This window comes from Nocardioides sp. Z24_21 (assembly GCF_058134345.1).
Window position 1 is genome coordinate 175251 of sequence record NZ_JBYTTH010000004.1, and the last position, 15404, is coordinate 190654.

At 73.4% G+C, this 15404-nt stretch carries 20 protein-coding genes; 15 read left to right on the forward strand and 5 right to left on the reverse strand.

Translation table 11 applies throughout. From position 1 onward, the window contains the following. Positions 1–25: 25 nt before the first annotated feature. Complete coding sequence (locus tag AC3X7Z_RS14370) at positions 26–568, reverse strand: DinB family protein (RefSeq protein ID WP_489976350.1); 543 nt, start codon at positions 566–568, stop codon at positions 26–28. 191 nt (positions 569–759) lie between these two features. Between AC3X7Z_RS14370 and AC3X7Z_RS14375 the strand changes: the two genes are divergently transcribed. Next, positions 760–1146 carry a hypothetical protein gene (locus tag AC3X7Z_RS14375; protein ID WP_206054454.1) on the forward strand — a complete coding sequence of 129 codons (387 nt, stop codon included), beginning with the start codon at positions 760–762 and terminating at the stop codon, positions 1144–1146. Here AC3X7Z_RS14375 and AC3X7Z_RS14380 read toward each other — a convergent pair. Next, on the reverse strand, positions 1134–1772 hold the full coding sequence (locus tag AC3X7Z_RS14380) for a response regulator transcription factor (protein ID WP_489976351.1): 639 nt from the start codon (positions 1770–1772) through the stop codon (positions 1134–1136). The two genes, AC3X7Z_RS14375 and AC3X7Z_RS14380, sit on opposite strands and share 13 nt — an antisense overlap. A gap of 187 nt (positions 1773–1959) precedes the next feature. Here AC3X7Z_RS14380 and AC3X7Z_RS14385 point away from each other — a divergent pair, with 187 nt between their 5' ends. The 10 genes from AC3X7Z_RS14385 to AC3X7Z_RS14430 all read left to right on the forward strand — a co-directional run bounded on the left by AC3X7Z_RS14385 (position 1960) and on the right by AC3X7Z_RS14430 (position 9305). Beyond that, positions 1960–2262, forward strand: coding sequence for a metal-sensitive transcriptional regulator (locus AC3X7Z_RS14385; protein WP_186339586.1), 303 nt, complete (start codon positions 1960–1962; stop codon positions 2260–2262). Between the two features lie 46 nt (positions 2263–2308). After that, positions 2309–2512, forward strand: coding sequence for a heavy-metal-associated domain-containing protein (locus AC3X7Z_RS14390; protein ID WP_186339587.1), 204 nt, complete (start codon positions 2309–2311; stop codon positions 2510–2512). Positions 2513–2556: 44 nt separating this feature from the next. After that, positions 2557–3525: a DUF8832 domain-containing protein gene (locus AC3X7Z_RS14395; RefSeq protein WP_489976352.1), complete on the forward strand. Its 969-nt coding sequence runs from the start codon at positions 2557–2559 to the stop codon at positions 3523–3525. Beyond that, entirely contained in the window at positions 3515–5746 is a 2232-nt protein-coding gene (locus AC3X7Z_RS14400; protein WP_489976353.1) for a heavy metal translocating P-type ATPase, read from the forward strand. Before AC3X7Z_RS14395 ends, AC3X7Z_RS14400 begins: the two co-directional genes overlap by 11 nt. Before the next feature lie 46 nt (positions 5747–5792). Beyond that, complete coding sequence (locus AC3X7Z_RS14405; protein WP_489976354.1) at positions 5793–6500, forward strand: EcsC family protein; 708 nt, start codon at positions 5793–5795, stop codon at positions 6498–6500. A gap of 49 nt (positions 6501–6549) precedes the next feature. Beyond that, the gene (locus tag AC3X7Z_RS14410) at positions 6550–6909 is read left to right on the forward strand and encodes a hypothetical protein (RefSeq protein WP_489976355.1); all 360 of its coding nucleotides are present in this window, start codon (positions 6550–6552) and stop codon (positions 6907–6909) included. Continuing rightward, positions 6906–7307 carry a hypothetical protein gene (locus AC3X7Z_RS14415; protein ID WP_489976356.1) on the forward strand — a complete coding sequence of 134 codons (402 nt, stop codon included), beginning with the start codon at positions 6906–6908 and terminating at the stop codon, positions 7305–7307. Before AC3X7Z_RS14410 ends, AC3X7Z_RS14415 begins: the two co-directional genes overlap by 4 nt. 54 nt (positions 7308–7361) lie before the next feature. After that, a complete protein-coding gene (locus AC3X7Z_RS14420; RefSeq protein ID WP_186339593.1) occupies positions 7362–8384 on the forward strand; it encodes a GNAT family N-acetyltransferase in 1023 nt (340 codons plus the stop codon). Between the two features lie 155 nt (positions 8385–8539). Beyond that, positions 8540–9088, forward strand: a complete 549-nt coding sequence (locus AC3X7Z_RS14425) for a putative glycolipid-binding domain-containing protein (RefSeq protein ID WP_489976357.1) — start codon at positions 8540–8542, stop codon at positions 9086–9088. 64 nt (positions 9089–9152) lie between these two features. Beyond that, the gene (locus AC3X7Z_RS14430; RefSeq protein WP_206054456.1) at positions 9153–9305 is read left to right on the forward strand and encodes a hypothetical protein; all 153 of its coding nucleotides are present in this window, start codon (positions 9153–9155) and stop codon (positions 9303–9305) included. Here AC3X7Z_RS14430 and AC3X7Z_RS14435 read toward each other — a convergent pair. Next, entirely contained in the window at positions 9302–10030 is a 729-nt protein-coding gene (locus AC3X7Z_RS14435; protein ID WP_489976358.1) for a DinB family protein, read from the reverse strand. The two genes, AC3X7Z_RS14430 and AC3X7Z_RS14435, sit on opposite strands and share 4 nt — an antisense overlap. Before the next feature lie 82 nt (positions 10031–10112). After that, positions 10113–11303, reverse strand: a complete 1191-nt coding sequence (locus AC3X7Z_RS14440; RefSeq protein ID WP_186339596.1) for a RimK family alpha-L-glutamate ligase — start codon at positions 11301–11303, stop codon at positions 10113–10115. Positions 11304–11354: 51 nt separating this feature from the next. On the opposite strand from AC3X7Z_RS14440, the gene AC3X7Z_RS14445 reads away from it, so the two are divergent. Genes AC3X7Z_RS14445 through AC3X7Z_RS14455 form a run of 3 tightly spaced genes read left to right on the forward strand, consistent with a single transcriptional unit; the run spans position 11355 to position 14037 of the window. Continuing rightward, the gene (locus AC3X7Z_RS14445; protein ID WP_489976359.1) at positions 11355–11843 is read left to right on the forward strand and encodes an ATP-dependent zinc protease family protein; all 489 of its coding nucleotides are present in this window, start codon (positions 11355–11357) and stop codon (positions 11841–11843) included. Further along, positions 11844–12791, forward strand: a complete 948-nt coding sequence (locus AC3X7Z_RS14450; protein WP_186339598.1) for a succinylglutamate desuccinylase/aspartoacylase family protein — start codon at positions 11844–11846, stop codon at positions 12789–12791. Positions 12792–12825: 34 nt separating this feature from the next. Beyond that, the gene (locus AC3X7Z_RS14455; protein WP_489976360.1) at positions 12826–14037 is read left to right on the forward strand and encodes a cysteine desulfurase-like protein; all 1212 of its coding nucleotides are present in this window, start codon (positions 12826–12828) and stop codon (positions 14035–14037) included. An 8-nt stretch (positions 14038–14045) separates the two neighbouring features. Here AC3X7Z_RS14455 and AC3X7Z_RS14460 read toward each other — a convergent pair whose 3' ends face one another. After that, positions 14046–14291 carry a hypothetical protein gene (locus AC3X7Z_RS14460; protein ID WP_186339600.1) on the reverse strand — a complete coding sequence of 82 codons (246 nt, stop codon included), beginning with the start codon at positions 14289–14291 and terminating at the stop codon, positions 14046–14048. 67 nt (positions 14292–14358) lie between these two features. Between AC3X7Z_RS14460 and AC3X7Z_RS14465 the strand changes: the two genes are divergently transcribed. Next, positions 14359–15402: a DNA polymerase IV gene (locus tag AC3X7Z_RS14465; protein WP_489976361.1), complete on the forward strand. Its 1044-nt coding sequence runs from the start codon at positions 14359–14361 to the stop codon at positions 15400–15402. Positions 15403–15404: the final 2 nt, after the last annotated feature.

Sequence of the window (15404 nt, forward strand, 5' to 3'; positions counted from 1 at the left end):
CGTCCCCAGTATTCCGAGGAACCGGTCAGGACGCGGCGGTGGGCGGGGTGTGGGCGTACAGGTCACGGAGCAGGGCGATCTCGGCTCCGTGGTGGATGACCTCGCGGTTGATGTGCAAGATCAGCGTCGCCATCGGTGCGGCCGCCCACGGCCCCTCGGCCGGCCCGACGGGCGTGTCGAGATCGGCGTCGGCCAGGCCGTGCACCCCGTCGCGCCAGAGCCGGTAGGCGTCGTCGAGCTGCCGCAGCGCGGTGTCGGCGTCGGCGGCGTAGTCCCACGACTCGTAGTCGGCCGGCGGACCGCCGAAGTGGGAGTGCGCCCGCGTCGCCAGGACGCCGACGATCACGTGGGTCATCCGCCAGGCGATCGTCGTCAGCGGCTCGGGCTGCGGGGGCGGATCGGCGAAGTCGGGGACCATGCGTGTGCCGTGCCTGCGGATCGTCCAGCAGCCGGGCACCGGCTCGAAGAGGTACTCGTCGTCGGTGAGCCCGTCGAGCCGGGGACGCAGCTGGGCCGTCCAGTGCCGGTCGAGCTGCTCAGCCAGTTGGGTGATGCGGGAGTTCGTCATGGGCACCAGCCTCCCCGCACTTCAGGACAGGTGGTGTCCTGAAGCGCCCCTTCCGTGTCGCCCGCTGACGTCCGCGCCTCGACCTGCGGAATCGCCGGGCGGGATGGCGCGTTGCACCGGTCCCCGGGTGCACGCTCGGAGGACGGCACCCGGTGACGACACCCGGGTCGAGCGCCGCGAGAGGAGCGACGATGACCGACTTCACCCCGTTCGAGGACCTGCTCCGCGGGCACGCCGGCCTGCTCGAGGACAGCACCCACGACCGCTGGCTGCGTGCCCAGGCGCTCTTCGAGGAGCGCGCCTACCGCGAGACGGCGGTCCTGCTGACCGAGCTGCTCGACGACCCCGGCGAGGTGCGGCACGAGCTGACCGACGTACGCCTGCTGCTGGCGCGTGCGCTGTTCCACTCCGCGCAGCTCGAGGGCACGATCCGGGTCGCGACCGAGCTGCTCGAGCACGACCCCAACGAGCCCTACGCCCACCTGCTGCTCGGGCGCGCCCTGCAGCGCCAGGGACGGCGCCAGGAGGCCCAGCCGCACCTGCGCCTGGCCGAGCTGCTGGGCGGCTACCGGAGCTGACGGGCGTCGTCGACGCCGCCGAAGGCCTCCGCGGCCAGGCCGTGGGACACGGCCCACAGCACGGCCTGGCTCCGACTCTGCACACCGGTCTTGCGGTAGGCGCTGCGGATGTAGGACTTCACCGAGTTGAGCGAGATCTGCATCTGTCGCGCGATGTCGTCGTTGCTCTTGCCGGTGGCGATGTGCGACAGCGTCTCGCGCTCGCGGGCGGTCAGCAGGTCGGCCTGCGTGCTCGAGCGCAGGGCCTTGGTCGGCAGCACCGGCAGCAGCGGCGCGACCACCGTCTCGCCGAGGTGGATCGCGCGCAGCGCCCGCCCGAGCTGGGGGGCGTTGAGGCTCTTGGCGAGGTAGCCGGTGACGCCCTGGCCCAGCGGCTCGTGCGCCAGCCCCGGCTGGTGGTTCCACGTGTAGACCGCCACGCGGCGGATGTGCGGATCGGCGACCGCGCGCTGCAGGGACGTGTCGCCGCGAGGCGTCCCGAACGTCTCCACGAGCGCGATGTCGATGGGCTGGCGGGCGCGGTCCTTGATGGTGCCGAGCTCGAAGCCGCCGAGCGTCTTGAGCATGCTGTCGAGGCCTCGCTTGACGAGCTCGTCACTGCCGAGAAGTGCGACTCGGATGTCCATGGTGTTCCTGATGGTGTCGTCCGGAGGGGGATGGACGATCCACCCCCGACGACCCCCCGACCGTCACCGCGACAGTAGCCCGAGCCGGTACCCCGCACCGGTTCATGGTGGTGCCAGCACGAGCGTTTCCACCCCTACGGGCGAGCCTCGCGGAGCCGCGCATACCCCCAAGGGGTATGGTGGACGCATGAGCGAGCAGCACGGACACCTCGAGGGCAACGACGCGGCCGTCCAGGCCCACCTCAAGCGCCTGCGCCGGATCGAGGGGCAGGTCCGCGGGATCCAGCGGATGGTCGAGGAGGAGAAGTACTGCATCGACATCCTCACCCAGGTCTCCGCGGCCACCAAGGCGCTCCAGTCGCTCGCCCTCTCGCTCCTCGACGACCACATGGCGCACTGCCTCGTCGAAGCGGCGCGCCAGGGCGGCCCCGAGCAGGAGCAGAAGCTCCAGGAGGCGTCCGAGGCCATCGCGCGCCTCGTGCGTTCCTGAGCCACCAGCCACCACCAGTCCGGATCCCCACCACCGAGGAGCACCCATGAGCACCCAGACCTTCACCGTCACCGGCATGACCTGCGGCCACTGCGCCGCGTCGGTCACCGAGGAGATCTCCGAGATCGCGGGCGTCGAGGACGTCGACGTCGTCGTCGAGACCGGAGCCGTCACCGTCACCAGCACCGCCCCCCTCGACGAGTCGGCCGTCCGTGCCGCCGTCGAGGAGGCCGGCTACGCGCTCGCCTGAGCGCGCCTGCACCCTCCACCCCTCACCTCCCGGAGGACCCGAGCATGAGCACCCCCCTGCGCGTCGTCGCGTTCGTCGCCTCCCTCGCCACCGCCTTCGCGCTGGCCTGGGTCGGCGGCCGGTTCGTCGGCCCGCTCGACACCGAGCCGGCCGTCGGCGCCCACACGGACGACGCGGGTCACGGTGCCGGGGACGACGCGGACCACCCTGCCGAGGACGGAGCCGGGGAGGCCGACGGGCACGCGGAGCACGCGTCGGGGGTCGCCGACGTCGCCGGGCTCACCTCCCGAGCCGACGGCTTCTCGCTGGCCATCGCCGATCGCACGCTGCCCGCCGGGCGCACCCGTCTCGACTTCCAGGTGCTGACCTCCAGCGGGCGGCCCCTCCTCGACTACACCCGTGAGCACGAGAAGGACCTGCACCTCATCGTCGTACGCCGCGACCTGACCGGCTTCCAGCACGTGCACCCGCGCCTCGACCGCGCGAGCGGCACCTGGTCGGTGGACGTGGACCTGACCCCCGGGGTGTGGCGGGTGGTCGCCGACCTGGTGCCCGAGGGCTGGGACGGCATCACGCTGGCCGACGACGTGGCGGTGGCCGGCGACTTCTCCCCGCGCCCGCTGCCCGCCGACGACCGCACCGACCGGATCCGCACGGACGAGGGCACGTACGCCGTCACGCTCCAGGGCGACACGGCCCCGGGAGCGTCGACGGTGCTGACCACACGCATCGAGCTCGACGGCGAGCCCGTCACGGACCTCGAGCCCTACCTCGGCGCCCACGGCCACCTCGTCGCGATGCGCGCCGGCGACCTGGGCTACCTCCACGTGCACCCCGAGGACGGCGCCGCGGGCCCGGGCATCGACTTCGCGACCGCGTTCCCCGAGCCGGGGACCTACCGGCTCTTCCTGGACTTCAAGCACCGCGGCACCGTGCACACCGCCGCGTTCACCGTCGAGTCGGGCGGGGCACCGTCCGGCGACCACGCCGAGGGCGGCGACCATGAGCACTGAGACCACCACGAGCCCCCGGGCCGACGTCGAGCTGGCCATCACCGGCATGACCTGCGCGTCGTGCGCCCACCGCATCGAGCGCAAGCTCAACAAGCTCGACGGCGTGACGGCCACGGTCAACTACGCGACCGAGAAGGCCAAGGTCACCTTCCCCGACACCGTGAGCACCGACGACCTGCTGCGCACCGTGGAGGCCGCCGGCTACTCCGCCGCGCTGCCGACGCCCCCCGGTGCGCCCACACCCGACGACGTCCCCGAGCGCGACCCGCTCCTGCAGCGGCTGCTGGTCAGCACCGTGCTCACCGTCCCGGTGATCGCGATGGCGATGGTGCCGGCATGGCAGTTCACCTACTGGCAGTGGGCCTCCCTCGCCCTCGCCGCTCCCGTCGTGGTCTGGGGCGCGCTGCCCTTCCACCGCGCCGCCTGGACCAACCTGCGCCACGGCGCGACGACGATGGACACCCTCGTCTCGGTGGGGGTGCTAGCCGCGTTCGCCTGGTCGCTGTGGGCGCTGTTCCTCGGCACGGCCGGCGAGCCGGGCATGACCCACCCGTTCCGCATCTCGATCGACCGCACCGACGGCGCGGGCAACATCTACCTCGAGGCCGCCGCCGGCGTGACGACGTTCCTGCTCGCCGGGCGGTGGCTGGAGCACCGGTCGAAGCGGCGCGCGGGCGCGGCGCTGCGGGCGCTGCTCGAGCTCGGTGTGCGAGACGTGGCCGTCCTGCGCGACGGCGCCGAGGTCCGGATCCCGGTCGAGCAGCTCGCGGTCGGCGACCTGTTCGTGGTCCGCCCCGGCGAGAAGGTCGCGACCGACGGCGAGGTCGTCGAGGGCACGTCGGCGGTCGACGCGTCCATGCTCACCGGCGAGTCCGTGCCGGTGGAGGTCGGCCCCGGTGACGCCGTCGTCGGGGCCACCGTCAACGCGGGCGGGCGGCTCGTCGTGCGCGCCACCCGCGTGGGCGCCGACACCCAGCTCGCGCAGATGGCGCGGCTGGTGGAGGACGCCCAGAACGGCAAGGCCGAGGTGCAGCGCCTCGCCGACCGCGTGTCCGGCGTCTTCGTGCCGGTCGTCATCGCGCTGTCCGTGGCCACGCTCGGCTTCTGGCTCGGCGCCGGGGGCGGCGCCACCGCGGCGTTCACCGCCGCCGTCTCGGTGCTGATCATCGCCTGCCCGTGCGCCCTCGGCCTGGCGACGCCGACCGCCCTCATGGTCGGCACCGGCCGCGGCGCGCAGCTCGGCATCCTGATCAAGGGCCCCGAGGTGCTGGAGTCCACCCGCCGCGTCGACACGATCGTGCTCGACAAGACCGGCACCGTGACGACCGGGGAGATGACCGTCCACGAGGTGGTGGCCGCAGAGGGCGAGTCGCCCGACGACGTACGCCGCCTCGCCGCGGCCCTCGAGTCGGCGTCCGAGCACCCGATCGCCCGGGCCATCGCCGCCGTGGAGGGTCCGCTGCCCCCCGTGACGGAGTTCGCCAGCCGGGAGGGCCTGGGCGTGCAGGGCGTCGTCGAGGGACACGCCGTCGTGGTCGGCCGGCCGAGCCTGCTGGCCGACTGGGCACAGCACCTGCCGCCGTCGCTGGAGGCTGCCGTGGAGCGGGCGCAGGCCGAGGGCCGCACCGCGGTGGCGGTCGGCTGGGACGGCGGCGCCCGGGGCGTCGTCGTCGTCGGCGACACCGTCAGGCCGACGTCCGCACGAGCCGTCGCCGCGCTGCGCGAGCTGGGCCTGACGCCGGTCCTGCTCACCGGCGACAACGAGGCCGCCGCCCGCCACGTCGCCGCGCAGGTCGGCATCGACACCGTCGTGGCCGACGTGCTGCCCGCCGACAAGGTCGCCGAGGTGCAGCGGCTCCAGGCGGCCGGCAAGGTCGTGGCGATGGTCGGCGACGGCGTCAACGACGCCGCCGCCCTCGCCCAGGCCGACCTCGGCCTGGCGATGGGCACCGGCACCGACGTGGCCATCGAGGCCGGCGACCTGACCCTCGTGCGCGGCGACCTGCTGGTCGCCGTCGACGCGATCCGGCTCGCGCGCCGCACGCTCGCCACGATCAAGGGCAACCTGTTCTGGGCCTTCGCCTACAACGTCGCCGCCCTGCCGCTGGCCGCCGCCGGCCTCCTCAACCCGATGCTCGCCGGTGCCGCGATGGCGTTCTCGAGCGTCTTCGTGGTGACCAACAGCCTGCGCCTGCGCGGCTTCCGCTCCGCGACCTCCTGAGCGGGACCAGGGGTCGGGTGCCCGACCGCTTCGTAGGGTGGCCAGCATGGGACTCAAGGACCTGGTGCGCCGTGGCGGCTCCGAGACGTCGAGGACGTCGGCACTCGACGCCGCCGGTGACCCGCGACCCGACCCGGGGGCGGTCGACCGGATGGTCGCGCTGCTCCTCGACGTCGGCCTCGACGGCCGGGGGCCGCTCAGCCCGGTCCGCTCGGTCGCCGGCGAGGCGCTGCGCAAGGCCGGCGGCGACCGGGAGAAGGCGATCGCGGCGCTGGCCCGCCGGAGCACCGTCACCGGCGGCGTCGGCGGCTTCGTCACCGGGATCGGCGGCTTCGTCACGATGCCGGTGTCGCTGCCGGTCAACGTCGCGGAGTTCTACCTCCAGGCCGTTCGGATGGTCGGCGGCATCGCGGTGCTGCGCGGCCACGACATCGACGACCCGCGGGTGCGTACGGCGATCCTGCTCACGCTGGTCGGCTCCGACGCCGACGAGGTGCTCCGCAGGACCGGCATGTCGACCGCCGGCAGCCGGGTGACGACCTACGCCCTCAAGGGCCTGCCGCCCGCGGCGCTGATGATGGTCAACAAGGCCGTCGGCTTCCGGCTGGTGCGCGGGGTGAGCGAGAAGGCGCTGGCCCGCCTCGGCCGGGGCGTCCCGGTCGCCGGCGGACTGGTCGGCGGCGGCATCGACGGGTGGATGATGAAGAAGATCGCCGACCACGCCATGCGCGAGCTCCCCCCGGTCGAGGGCTGACTCGGTCCTCCGGCGGGACGTGCGGGCCACTCTGGGACAATCGACCCTCGTGGACGGACCCCTGCCCCTCGTGCTGCTCGCCGCCTCGCTGCTCCTCGCGCTGGTGGTGCTGGTCTACGTCGCGCTCGACCGCACGCCCGACTGGGGCCTGCTCGGCTTCGCCGCCGTCATCGAGGCCACGACCCTGGCGCTGATCGTCGTCGCCGCGTTCCAGGTCGGCGGCGCCGACCTCAGCGGCCCCTCGGCGATCACGGTGTTCGGCTACCTCGTCGCCGGGCTCGTGCTGCTGCCGATCGGGTTCGCCTGGTCGCTCGCCGAGCGCAGTCGCGGCGCCACGGCCGTGCTGATGATCGCCGCGCTGGCGCAGGCGTTCATCGTCGTCCGCGCGGTGGCGGTGTGGACCGCGTGAGCCGCGCCGCCTCGACGTCGTCGGGCCTGGGCCGCACGCTCGTCGCCGTCTACGGCGTCTTCGCGCTCGCCGCGACCGCCCGCTCGCTCGTCCAGCTGGCCACCAAGGCCGACGAGGCGCCCCTCGCGTACGCCCTCTCGGCCCTGGCCGCGCTCGTCTACGTCGCCGCCACCCTCGGCCTCGCCGAGGTCGGCCCCAGCCCCCGCCGGCTGGCCTGGGCGGCGGTCGGGTTCGAGCTGGTCGGCGTGCTCACGGTCGGCACCCTGACCGTGCTCGACCCCGAGCTGTTCCCCGACGCGACCGTGTGGTCGGCCTACGGCGCGGGCTACGGGTGGCTCCCGCTCGTGCTGCCGTTCGTGGGCATCGCCTGGCTCTGGCACACGCGGGCGCGGGACTGACGACGGGTGCAAACCCCGTTGCCCGGTCGCGGTGGCGGGCGAGAGCCTGTACGGGTGATCCCGTCGCCCTACCCGATGCGCACCGAGCGGCTGACGCTGCGCTTGCCCCGCGCCGAGGACGTGCCGGCGCTGACGGCCTACCGCAACGACCCCGAGGTGGCCGCGCTGCAGGTCTGGGAGCTGCCGTGGAGCGAGGAGCGGGCGCTCGAGCTCGTCGCCCGGCACGCCGGCCTCACCGACCTCGCCGACGGCGGCCGCCACCAGGTCCTGATCGAGCAGGACGGCCGGGTCGTCGGCGACCTCTTCGTCGGCCTGCACGAGCACGGCGGGGTGGCCCACCTCGGGTTCACCCTGGCGCGGGCGGCCCAGGGGCAGGGGATCGCCACCGAGGCGGCGAGCGCCGTCGTCGCCGACCTCGTCGAACGCCTCGGCGTGCACCGGGTCGTCGCCGAGCTGTCGCCGCGCAATCTCGCGTCGGCGCGGCTGCTCGAGCGGCTGGGGATGACGTTCGAGGTGGAGACCCACCGCTCGTTCTGGTGGCGCGGCGGGTGGGACGACAACCTCGTCTACGCGATGAGCGCGGCGCAGTGGCGCGCCTGGCGGGACCGGCCGCGTACGCCGCCGACCGACGTGCGGCTCGTGGAGATCACCGACGACACGTTCCGGAGGTGGACGCGGGTCGGTGTCCACCACACGCAGCAGCGCTTCGTCGCGACGGTGCAGCAGTCGTTCGTCGACGCGCTCTTCCCCGGCACCCGCGACGGCGTGCCGCTCGTCGCGGACTGTCGCGGCATCGAGGCCGACGGCGATCCTGCCGGCTTCCTCATGTGGTCCGAGTCGCCGCCACGGCCCTACCTCTGGCGCTTCCTCGTCGACCGGCGCCACCAGGGCCGCGGCATCGGCCGCCGCGCGCTCGACCTGTGGGTGCGGGCGATGCGGGAGCGGGGGCACGCCGAGGCGGAGACGAGCTGGGTGCAGGCGCCGGGCGGACCGGAGGCGTTCTACCTCGCGTCGGGGTTCGTGCCCACCGGCGAGCACGACGACGGCGAGGCGCTCGCGCGGCTGCGCCTCGGGTGAGCGTCGCGGCGGCTCGGGCGAGGGACGCGAGCCACCCCCGCGCAGCCACTGACGATCCCGCTCGCAGAGCGGGCTCGACTGGTGACACCCGCGCCTGCGGCGTGTCAGTCTCGACTCTCCGGCCCTTCGCGATCTCGCACGGAACGACTGGACGCATGCCGCAGCTACCCAGATTCGCCGCCTGGCGGTTCGCCGACGCCGTCGCCGGGTTCGAGGTCGTCTACGCCAGTGACGGCGAGCTTCGTGGTCACACCAGCGCCGTAGAGGGTGGCATGCCCTATGCCGTGGACTACCGCATCGCGTTCTCTCGCGGGTGGCGCACCACGTCGGCCGTCGTCAGCAGTGACACCCGCGACGGCCGACGTACGGTCATCCTGTCTGTGAACGGCGACGGTCGTTGGACGGTCGACGACGTGCCTCGACCGGACCTCGACGGGCTCGTGGACGTGGACCTCGAGGCGTCTGCCTGCACCAACACCTTCCCCGTGCACCGCCTGGACCTGCCTGTCGGCGAGACCGTGACGGCCTCGGCGGTCTACGTCCAGGCGCTCGACCTGAAGGTCAGGCGGCTCGACCAGACCTACCGGCGCATCGACGCCAAGCGGTTTCACTACACGTCCGAGGGCGGCTTCGAGGCCGAGCTGCACGTCGACGACCACCTGCTCGTGCTCGACTATCCCGGCATCGCCGTGCGCTTCTCCTGAGCGACTCCGCGCCGCGACCGCCCGCCGGCTGGCCTGGGCCGCGGTCGGGTTCGAGCTGGTCGGCGTGCTCACCGTCGGCACGCTCACCGTGCTCGACCCCGAGCTGTTCCCCGACGCGACCGTGTGGTCGGACTACGGCGCGGGGTATGGCTGGTTGCCGCTGGTGCTGCCGTTCGTGGGGATCGCGTGGCTCTGGCACACGCGGGCGCGGGACTAGGACGACAGGCGCCGGTCCGGCCCCGCGAGGAGGTCGAGGTCGCGCACGCAGAACCGACGGTGCTCGAACTCCTCGCGGAGCACCGTGCCCAGACACTGCCGCAGCGACCGTCCGCGGGCATAGGTCGGCCACCTGTCGTCGGCGGGGACCGGTGCCGGCTCCTGGAGCTCTCGGGACGTGACCGCGTCGAGCCAACGCTCGAGCTCGGCGGCCTGTGCTGCACGGACAGCCAGCACCTCGTCGAGCGTCGGGTCCGCCGACGGGTCGAGCCCCTGCTCCTCGCGGTGGGGCACGGACTCGATGCCGAGGCCCATCGGGGTGAACAGGTCGGTCGACCCGAGGCAGCAGCGCCGGAACCACGAGTCGTGGACGAAGACCAGGTGACGCAGCGTCTGCACGGCCGACCACTCGTCGTCGACGCTCTCGTGCTCGATGCCGGGCGACTCGCGCATGCGTGCCACGGTCGCCGCCCAGTCGGTGCGCAGCTCGCGGCTGGCCCGGCGGAGGTCGGCCACGTCGTCGGAGCGGATGAGCCGTCGGACCGGATGGCGACGGTCGAGCTCGGCCTCGACGTAGGCCATGACCTCGACGCCGTTGACGACGAGGTCGGTCACCAGCCCGTCGATCACGGCGCCCTGCATGACCACGCCGACCAGGCGCGCCCCGCTCAGGTCGCACTCGCGGAGCTCCGCGCCCGTCAGGTCCTCGTCCACGAACCGCTTCATGCCCGGCACGCTAGGCCCGGCCACCGACACCGCACCAGGGCACCGTGCAGCGCGGATGCCCGGCCAGGGACGCGGGTGGAGGTCAGAGGCTCTCCGGCGGCAGGTGCTTCTTCATCAGCCGCCGCACGCGCTTCTGTTTGCGGTCGGGGATCATCGAGCGCATCTCCTCGAGCTTGCCGAAGCACAGCAGCCGGTCCTCGCCCTCCAGCACCGTCTTGTTGCGCGGGTTGGGGATGACATGGGGGCCGCGGTGCAGGGTCAGGACCGTGATGTCGCGGTCGTCGAGGCCGGAGTCGCCGAGCTTCTTGCCGACCATGTCGGAGCCGTGGTGGACGACGATCTCGGCGACCCCGTAGCCGGTCGAGACGGTCAGCCGCTGGCGCACGTCGATGTCGGGGAAGGCGACCTGGTTGGCCATGTAGTCGACGATCGCGCCCGCCACGTCGAGCTTGGTCGCGGACTCGATGCCCTCGAGGCCGGGTGAGGAGTTGACCTCCATCACCTGCGGTCCCTTGCGTCCCTCGAGCATGTCGACGCCCGCCACCCGCAGGCCCATGATCTGCGCGGACCGCACCGCCACGCGCTCGAACTCCTCGTCGAGGTCGACCGCCTCCACGGTGCCACCACGGTGGACGTTGGAGCGGAACTCGTCGCCCTGCGCGACCCGGCGCATCGCCGCGACCACCCGGTCGCCGACGACGAGGGCGCGGATGTCACGGCCCTTGCTCTCCTTGACGAAGCGCTGGATGAGGACGTTCTGCCGGGTGCTCTGCAGGGTCTCGATGATCGCCTCGGCCACCTTGATGGTCGGGGCCAGGATCACGCCGATGCCCTGGGTGCCCTCGAGGAGCTTGATCACGACCGGCGCGCCGCCGACCCGCTCGATCGCCGGAATCACGTCGGCGCGGTCGCGCACGAAGGTCGTCGCCGGCATCGGGATCTTGTGGCGCGAGAGGATCTGCGTCGCGCGCAGCTTGTCGCGGCTGTTGGCGATGCCGTAGCTCGTGTTGGGGGTGTAGACGTCCATCTGCTCGAACTGGCGCACGACGGCGGTGCCGAAGTAGGTGATCGAGTTGCCGATGCGCGGCAGCACGGCGTCGTACGTCGAGAGCTGCTTGCCGCGGAACAGCAGGTCGGGCTCCTCGCCGGAGAGGTCGATGCCGAAGCGCAGGGTGTTGAGCACCTTCACGTCGTGACCGCGGTCCACGGCGGCCGTGCGCAGCCGCTGCGTGCTGTAGGACCGCGGGGCCCGGGAGAGGATGGCGAGCTTCATGGGCAGCATCCAACCACCCCCTCCGCGGCGCCCACCTGCCAAGATGGCCCGGTGTCCACAGCCCCCCAGCCACCCGCGCTCGACAAGGTCGTGCTGGGCTGGCGCGAGTGGGTGGCGCTGCCCCAGGCCGGGGTGCCGTGGGTCAAGGCCAAGATCGACACGGGCGCCCGATCGTCGTCGATGCACGCCTTCGACCTCGAGGCCCACGAGCGTGACGGGCAGCAGCGGGTGCGCTTCTCGATCCACCCCTGGCAGCGCTCCGACGACGACCTCGTCGAGCTCGACCTGCCCGTCCTCGACCGCCGTGAGGTGCGCTCCAGCAACGGTCAGGCCGAGCAGCGCTACGCGGTCGCGCTCGACGTCACGCTCGCCGGACGCACCATCACGACCGAGATGACGCTCAGCAACCGCGACGAGATGGGCTTCCGGATGCTGATCGGCCGCGAGGCGCTGGCGCGCGGCTTCCTCGTCGACGCGTCGGTGTCGTACGCCGGTGGGCGGCCGCGCCGCGCCGTGCGCCGCAAGAACTGGGGCAGGTAGGTGGCGCGCGAGTCCTTCGCCATCGGCGGGGTCCGGATCCGCGCCGGGTCGGCGCGTGCTCTCGAGCTGCCGATCACCCGGCTCGTCACCGGCGCCGAGGTCACGCTGCCGGTGCGCGTGGTGCACGGGCGCGAGGACGGTCCGCGGATCTGGATCGACGCCGCCATCCACGGCGACGAGGTGGCCGGCGTGGAGGTAGTGCGCCAGGTGATGGCCGGACTCGACCCCAAGACGTTCCGCGGCACGCTCGTCGCGGTGCCGATCGTCAACGTGCTCGGCTTCATGACGGGCGACCGCTACCTGCCCGACCGCCGCGACCTCAACCGGTCGTTCCCCGGCTCGCCCCGCGGCTCGCTGGCCAGCCGCATCGCCCACCTGTTCATGCGCGAGATCGTCGCCGGCTGCGAGGTCGGCATCGACCTGCACACCGGCTCCGACCAGCGCAGCAACCTGCCCCAGGTGCGGGCCGACCTCGACGACCCCCGCACCCGCGAGCTGGCGGCCGCCTTCGGTGCGCCGGTCATGCTCCACGCCCGGATCCGTGACGGCTCGCTGCGCCACGCGGCGGGCGAGCACGGCGCGCGGGTGCTGCTCTACGAGGCCGGGGAGAACCTCCGCTTCGACGACTACGCCGTCGAGGCCGGCGTGGTCGGCGTACGCCGGGTGCTCGCCGCGCTGGGGATGACCGAGCCGGTGGAGGAGCCGCCGGTCGAGCCGAGCCTGGAGTGCCGCTCCAGCGGCTGGGTGCGTGCGCGGCGCTCGGGCATCCTCCACCTCGACGCCCACCTCGGCCAGAAGGTGAGCGACGGCGAGCGGCTCGGCACCCTCTTCGACTCCTTCGGCAAGACGCTCCGCGCGGTCTACGCCAACCGTGACGGCGTCGTGATCGGCCGCACCGAGGCCCCCCTGGTCAACTCCGGGGACGCGGTGGTGCACATCGCCGGGTGAGCGCCCGGTCGGGGCGTCTGGTTGAGTGCGCAGCATGCCTGCCGACCTGCCCGTCCTCGACGTCGCCGCCTTCCGTGCCGAGTTCCCCTCGCTCGAGTCGGGCATCGCCCACTTCGACAACCCGGGCGGCACGCAGACGCCCCGCGTCGTCGGCGACGCCATCGCGCGCACCCTCACCGGCCCGCTGTCGCAGCGCGGCTCCGCGCTGGTCAGCCAGCGCAACGCCGAGGACGCCGTGGTCGGCTTCCGCGCCGCCGTCGCCGACCTCGTCGCGGGCCGACCGGGTGGCGTGGTCCACGGGCGCAGCGCCACCGCGCTGACCTACGACGTCTCGCGCACCCTGTCTCGCACCTGGTCGCCCGGCGACGAGATCGTGGTCAGCGAGCTCGACCACGACTCCAACGTGCGCCCGTGGCTCCAGGCCGCCGAGCGGGCCGGCGTCACCGTGCGCTGGCTGCGCCTCGATCCCGCGACCGGCGAGCTCGACCTCACCTCGCTCGAGGAGATCACCGAGCGGACCCGCCTCGTCGCGCTGACCGCGGCCTCCAACCTGCTCGGCACCCGGCCGCCGGTCGCCACCGTCGCCGCCCGCGCCCACGAGGTCGGGGCGCTCGTCCACGTCGACGCGGTGCACCACACGGCCCACGCCGCCCCCGACATCACCGCGATGGGCGCTGACCTCCTGGTGTGCTCGCCCTACAAGTTCTTCGGTCCCCACTGCGGCGCCCTGGTCGCCGACCCGGCGCTGCTGGAGACGCTGCGGCCGGACAAGCTGCTCCCCTCCACCGACGTGGTCCCCGAGCGCTTCGAGCTCGGCACGCTGCCCTACGAGCTGCTCGCCGGCGTCACCGCCGCCGTCGACCTGATCGCCTCGCTGGGCTCGGGCGACACGCGTCGCGAGCGGCTGGTCGACGCGGCCGGCCGCATCGCCGCCCACGAGCTGCGCCTGCGCGAGCGGATCGAGGACGGGCTCGTCGGCCTCGGCGACCGGCTCACCCTGCACTCGCGGGCGGCCTCGCGCACCTCGACGCTGTTCCTCACCCTGCGCGACCACGCGCCCGGGGAGGTCTTCGAGCGGCTCGCCCGCCGCGACGTGCTGGTGCCGGCCGGAACGTTCTACGCCCACGAGACCTTCCGGGCCCTCGGGCTCCCGGTCGACTCGGGCCTGCGGATCGGTCTCGCCGCCTACAACGACGACTCCGACGTCGACCGGCTCCTCGACGGGCTGGCCGACGCCCTCGGCTGAGGGCCGACTCAGTCGCTGATGTGGCCGCCGTCGGCCTGGTCGGCGACGTCCGCGGCGCCGGGACCGTGCTCATGGGCCTCGGAGTCGACGTCGTCGGTGTCGACCGTGTCGCCGACGGTCGCGTTGCCGCGCGGCTGGGCGTCGAGCGCGCGCTGGCGGTCGGCGTCGCTGACCCGCTCGCCCGCTCCGGGGAAGACCGACTCCTCCGGGTGCTCGGCGTAGGGATCGCGCCCGGTCTGCTCGTCGCTCGTCATGTCTCCACCGTACGCCGACGGGTGGTCGCAGACGCGCGGACGAAGGGCTTGCGGCCACAATGGCGAGGTGCCACAGCACTGGGTCCTCCACGTCGACATGGACCAGTTCCTCGTCGCCGTCGAGCTGCTCAGGCGCCCCGAGCTGGTCGGGCTGCCCGTGGTGGTCGGCGGACGGGGCGACCCGACCGAGCGGGCCGTCGTCTCCACCGCGTCCTACGAGGCCCGCGCCCACGGCGTGCGCAGCGGGCTGGCGCTCAAGCTGGCCAAGCGGCGCTCGCCAGACGCGGTCTTCCTGCCGGTCGACTTCCCCGTCTACGAGGAGGCGTCGGCGCGGGTGATGGAGACGCTGCGCGCGACGCCCGGCGCGGTCGTGGAGGTGCTCGGCTGGGACGAGGCGTTCGTCGGGGTCGAGACCGACTACCCGGTCGCGACGGCGCGAACCGTGCAGGCCGCGGTGCTCGCAGCGACCGGGCTGCACTGCTCGGTCGGCATCGGCGACACGCTGGTCCGGGCCAAGATCGCGACCGACTTCGGCAAGCCGCAGGGCACGTTCGTGCTGACCCGCGACAACTGGATGGAGGTCATGGGCGACCGCCCGACCACCGCGCTGTGGGGCGTCGGGAACAGGATCGGCGCGCGGCTCGAGGCGATCGGGATCCGCACCGTCGCCGACCTCGCCGGTGCCGACGACGAGGCCCTGGTCGCGGCGTTCGGCCCGACCAACGGCCCCCACCTCGGCCGGCTCGGGCGCGGCGGCGGCCGCTCGCGCCCCGACGACACCCCGTGGGTGGCCCGCGCCCACGGCCGCGAGACGACGTTCCAGTCCGACCTCGCGACGCCCGAGGAGGTGCGCACCGCCCTCCGCGAGCTCGCCGGGCGGGTCGTGGAGGACGTCCGCAAGGAGGGCCGGGCGGTCATGCGGGTGCACCTGAAGGTGCGCTTCGCCCCGTTCTTCACCGTCACCCGGATCCGCAAGCTCGCCGAGCCGACGTACGACGTCGAGGTGGTCGCCCGGACGGCCCACGAGCTCTACCTCGCCCTGGACGACGCGCGCCCGGTGCGGCTGCTGGGGGTGCGCGGGGAGATGGTGGCGCCGGAGGGCGGCTACTGACC

Bases quoted from the DNA above. Each gene is read 5' to 3' on its own strand.
- AC3X7Z_RS14370 (WP_489976350.1), bottom strand. From the start codon at position 568: ATGACGAACTCCCGCATCACCCAACTGGCTGAGCAGCTCGACCGGCAC.
- AC3X7Z_RS14375 (WP_206054454.1), top strand. From the start codon at position 760: ATGACCGACTTCACCCCGTTCGAGGACCTGCTCCGCGGGCACGCCGGC.
- AC3X7Z_RS14380 (WP_489976351.1), bottom strand. From the start codon at position 1,772: ATGGACATCCGAGTCGCACTTCTCGGCAGTGACGAGCTCGTCAAGCGA.
- AC3X7Z_RS14385 (WP_186339586.1), top strand. From the start codon at position 1,960: ATGAGCGAGCAGCACGGACACCTCGAGGGCAACGACGCGGCCGTCCAG.
- AC3X7Z_RS14390 (WP_186339587.1), top strand. From the start codon at position 2,309: ATGAGCACCCAGACCTTCACCGTCACCGGCATGACCTGCGGCCACTGC.
- AC3X7Z_RS14395 (WP_489976352.1), top strand. From the start codon at position 2,557: ATGAGCACCCCCCTGCGCGTCGTCGCGTTCGTCGCCTCCCTCGCCACC.
- AC3X7Z_RS14400 (WP_489976353.1), top strand. From the start codon at position 3,515: ATGAGCACTGAGACCACCACGAGCCCCCGGGCCGACGTCGAGCTGGCC.
- AC3X7Z_RS14405 (WP_489976354.1), top strand. From the start codon at position 5,793: ATGGGACTCAAGGACCTGGTGCGCCGTGGCGGCTCCGAGACGTCGAGG.
- AC3X7Z_RS14425 (WP_489976357.1), top strand. From the start codon at position 8,540: ATGCCGCAGCTACCCAGATTCGCCGCCTGGCGGTTCGCCGACGCCGTC.
- AC3X7Z_RS14435 (WP_489976358.1), bottom strand. From the start codon at position 10,030: ATGAAGCGGTTCGTGGACGAGGACCTGACGGGCGCGGAGCTCCGCGAG.
- AC3X7Z_RS14440 (WP_186339596.1), bottom strand. From the start codon at position 11,303: ATGAAGCTCGCCATCCTCTCCCGGGCCCCGCGGTCCTACAGCACGCAG.
- AC3X7Z_RS14455 (WP_489976360.1), top strand. From the start codon at position 12,826: ATGCCTGCCGACCTGCCCGTCCTCGACGTCGCCGCCTTCCGTGCCGAG.
- AC3X7Z_RS14460 (WP_186339600.1), bottom strand. From the start codon at position 14,291: ATGACGAGCGACGAGCAGACCGGGCGCGATCCCTACGCCGAGCACCCG.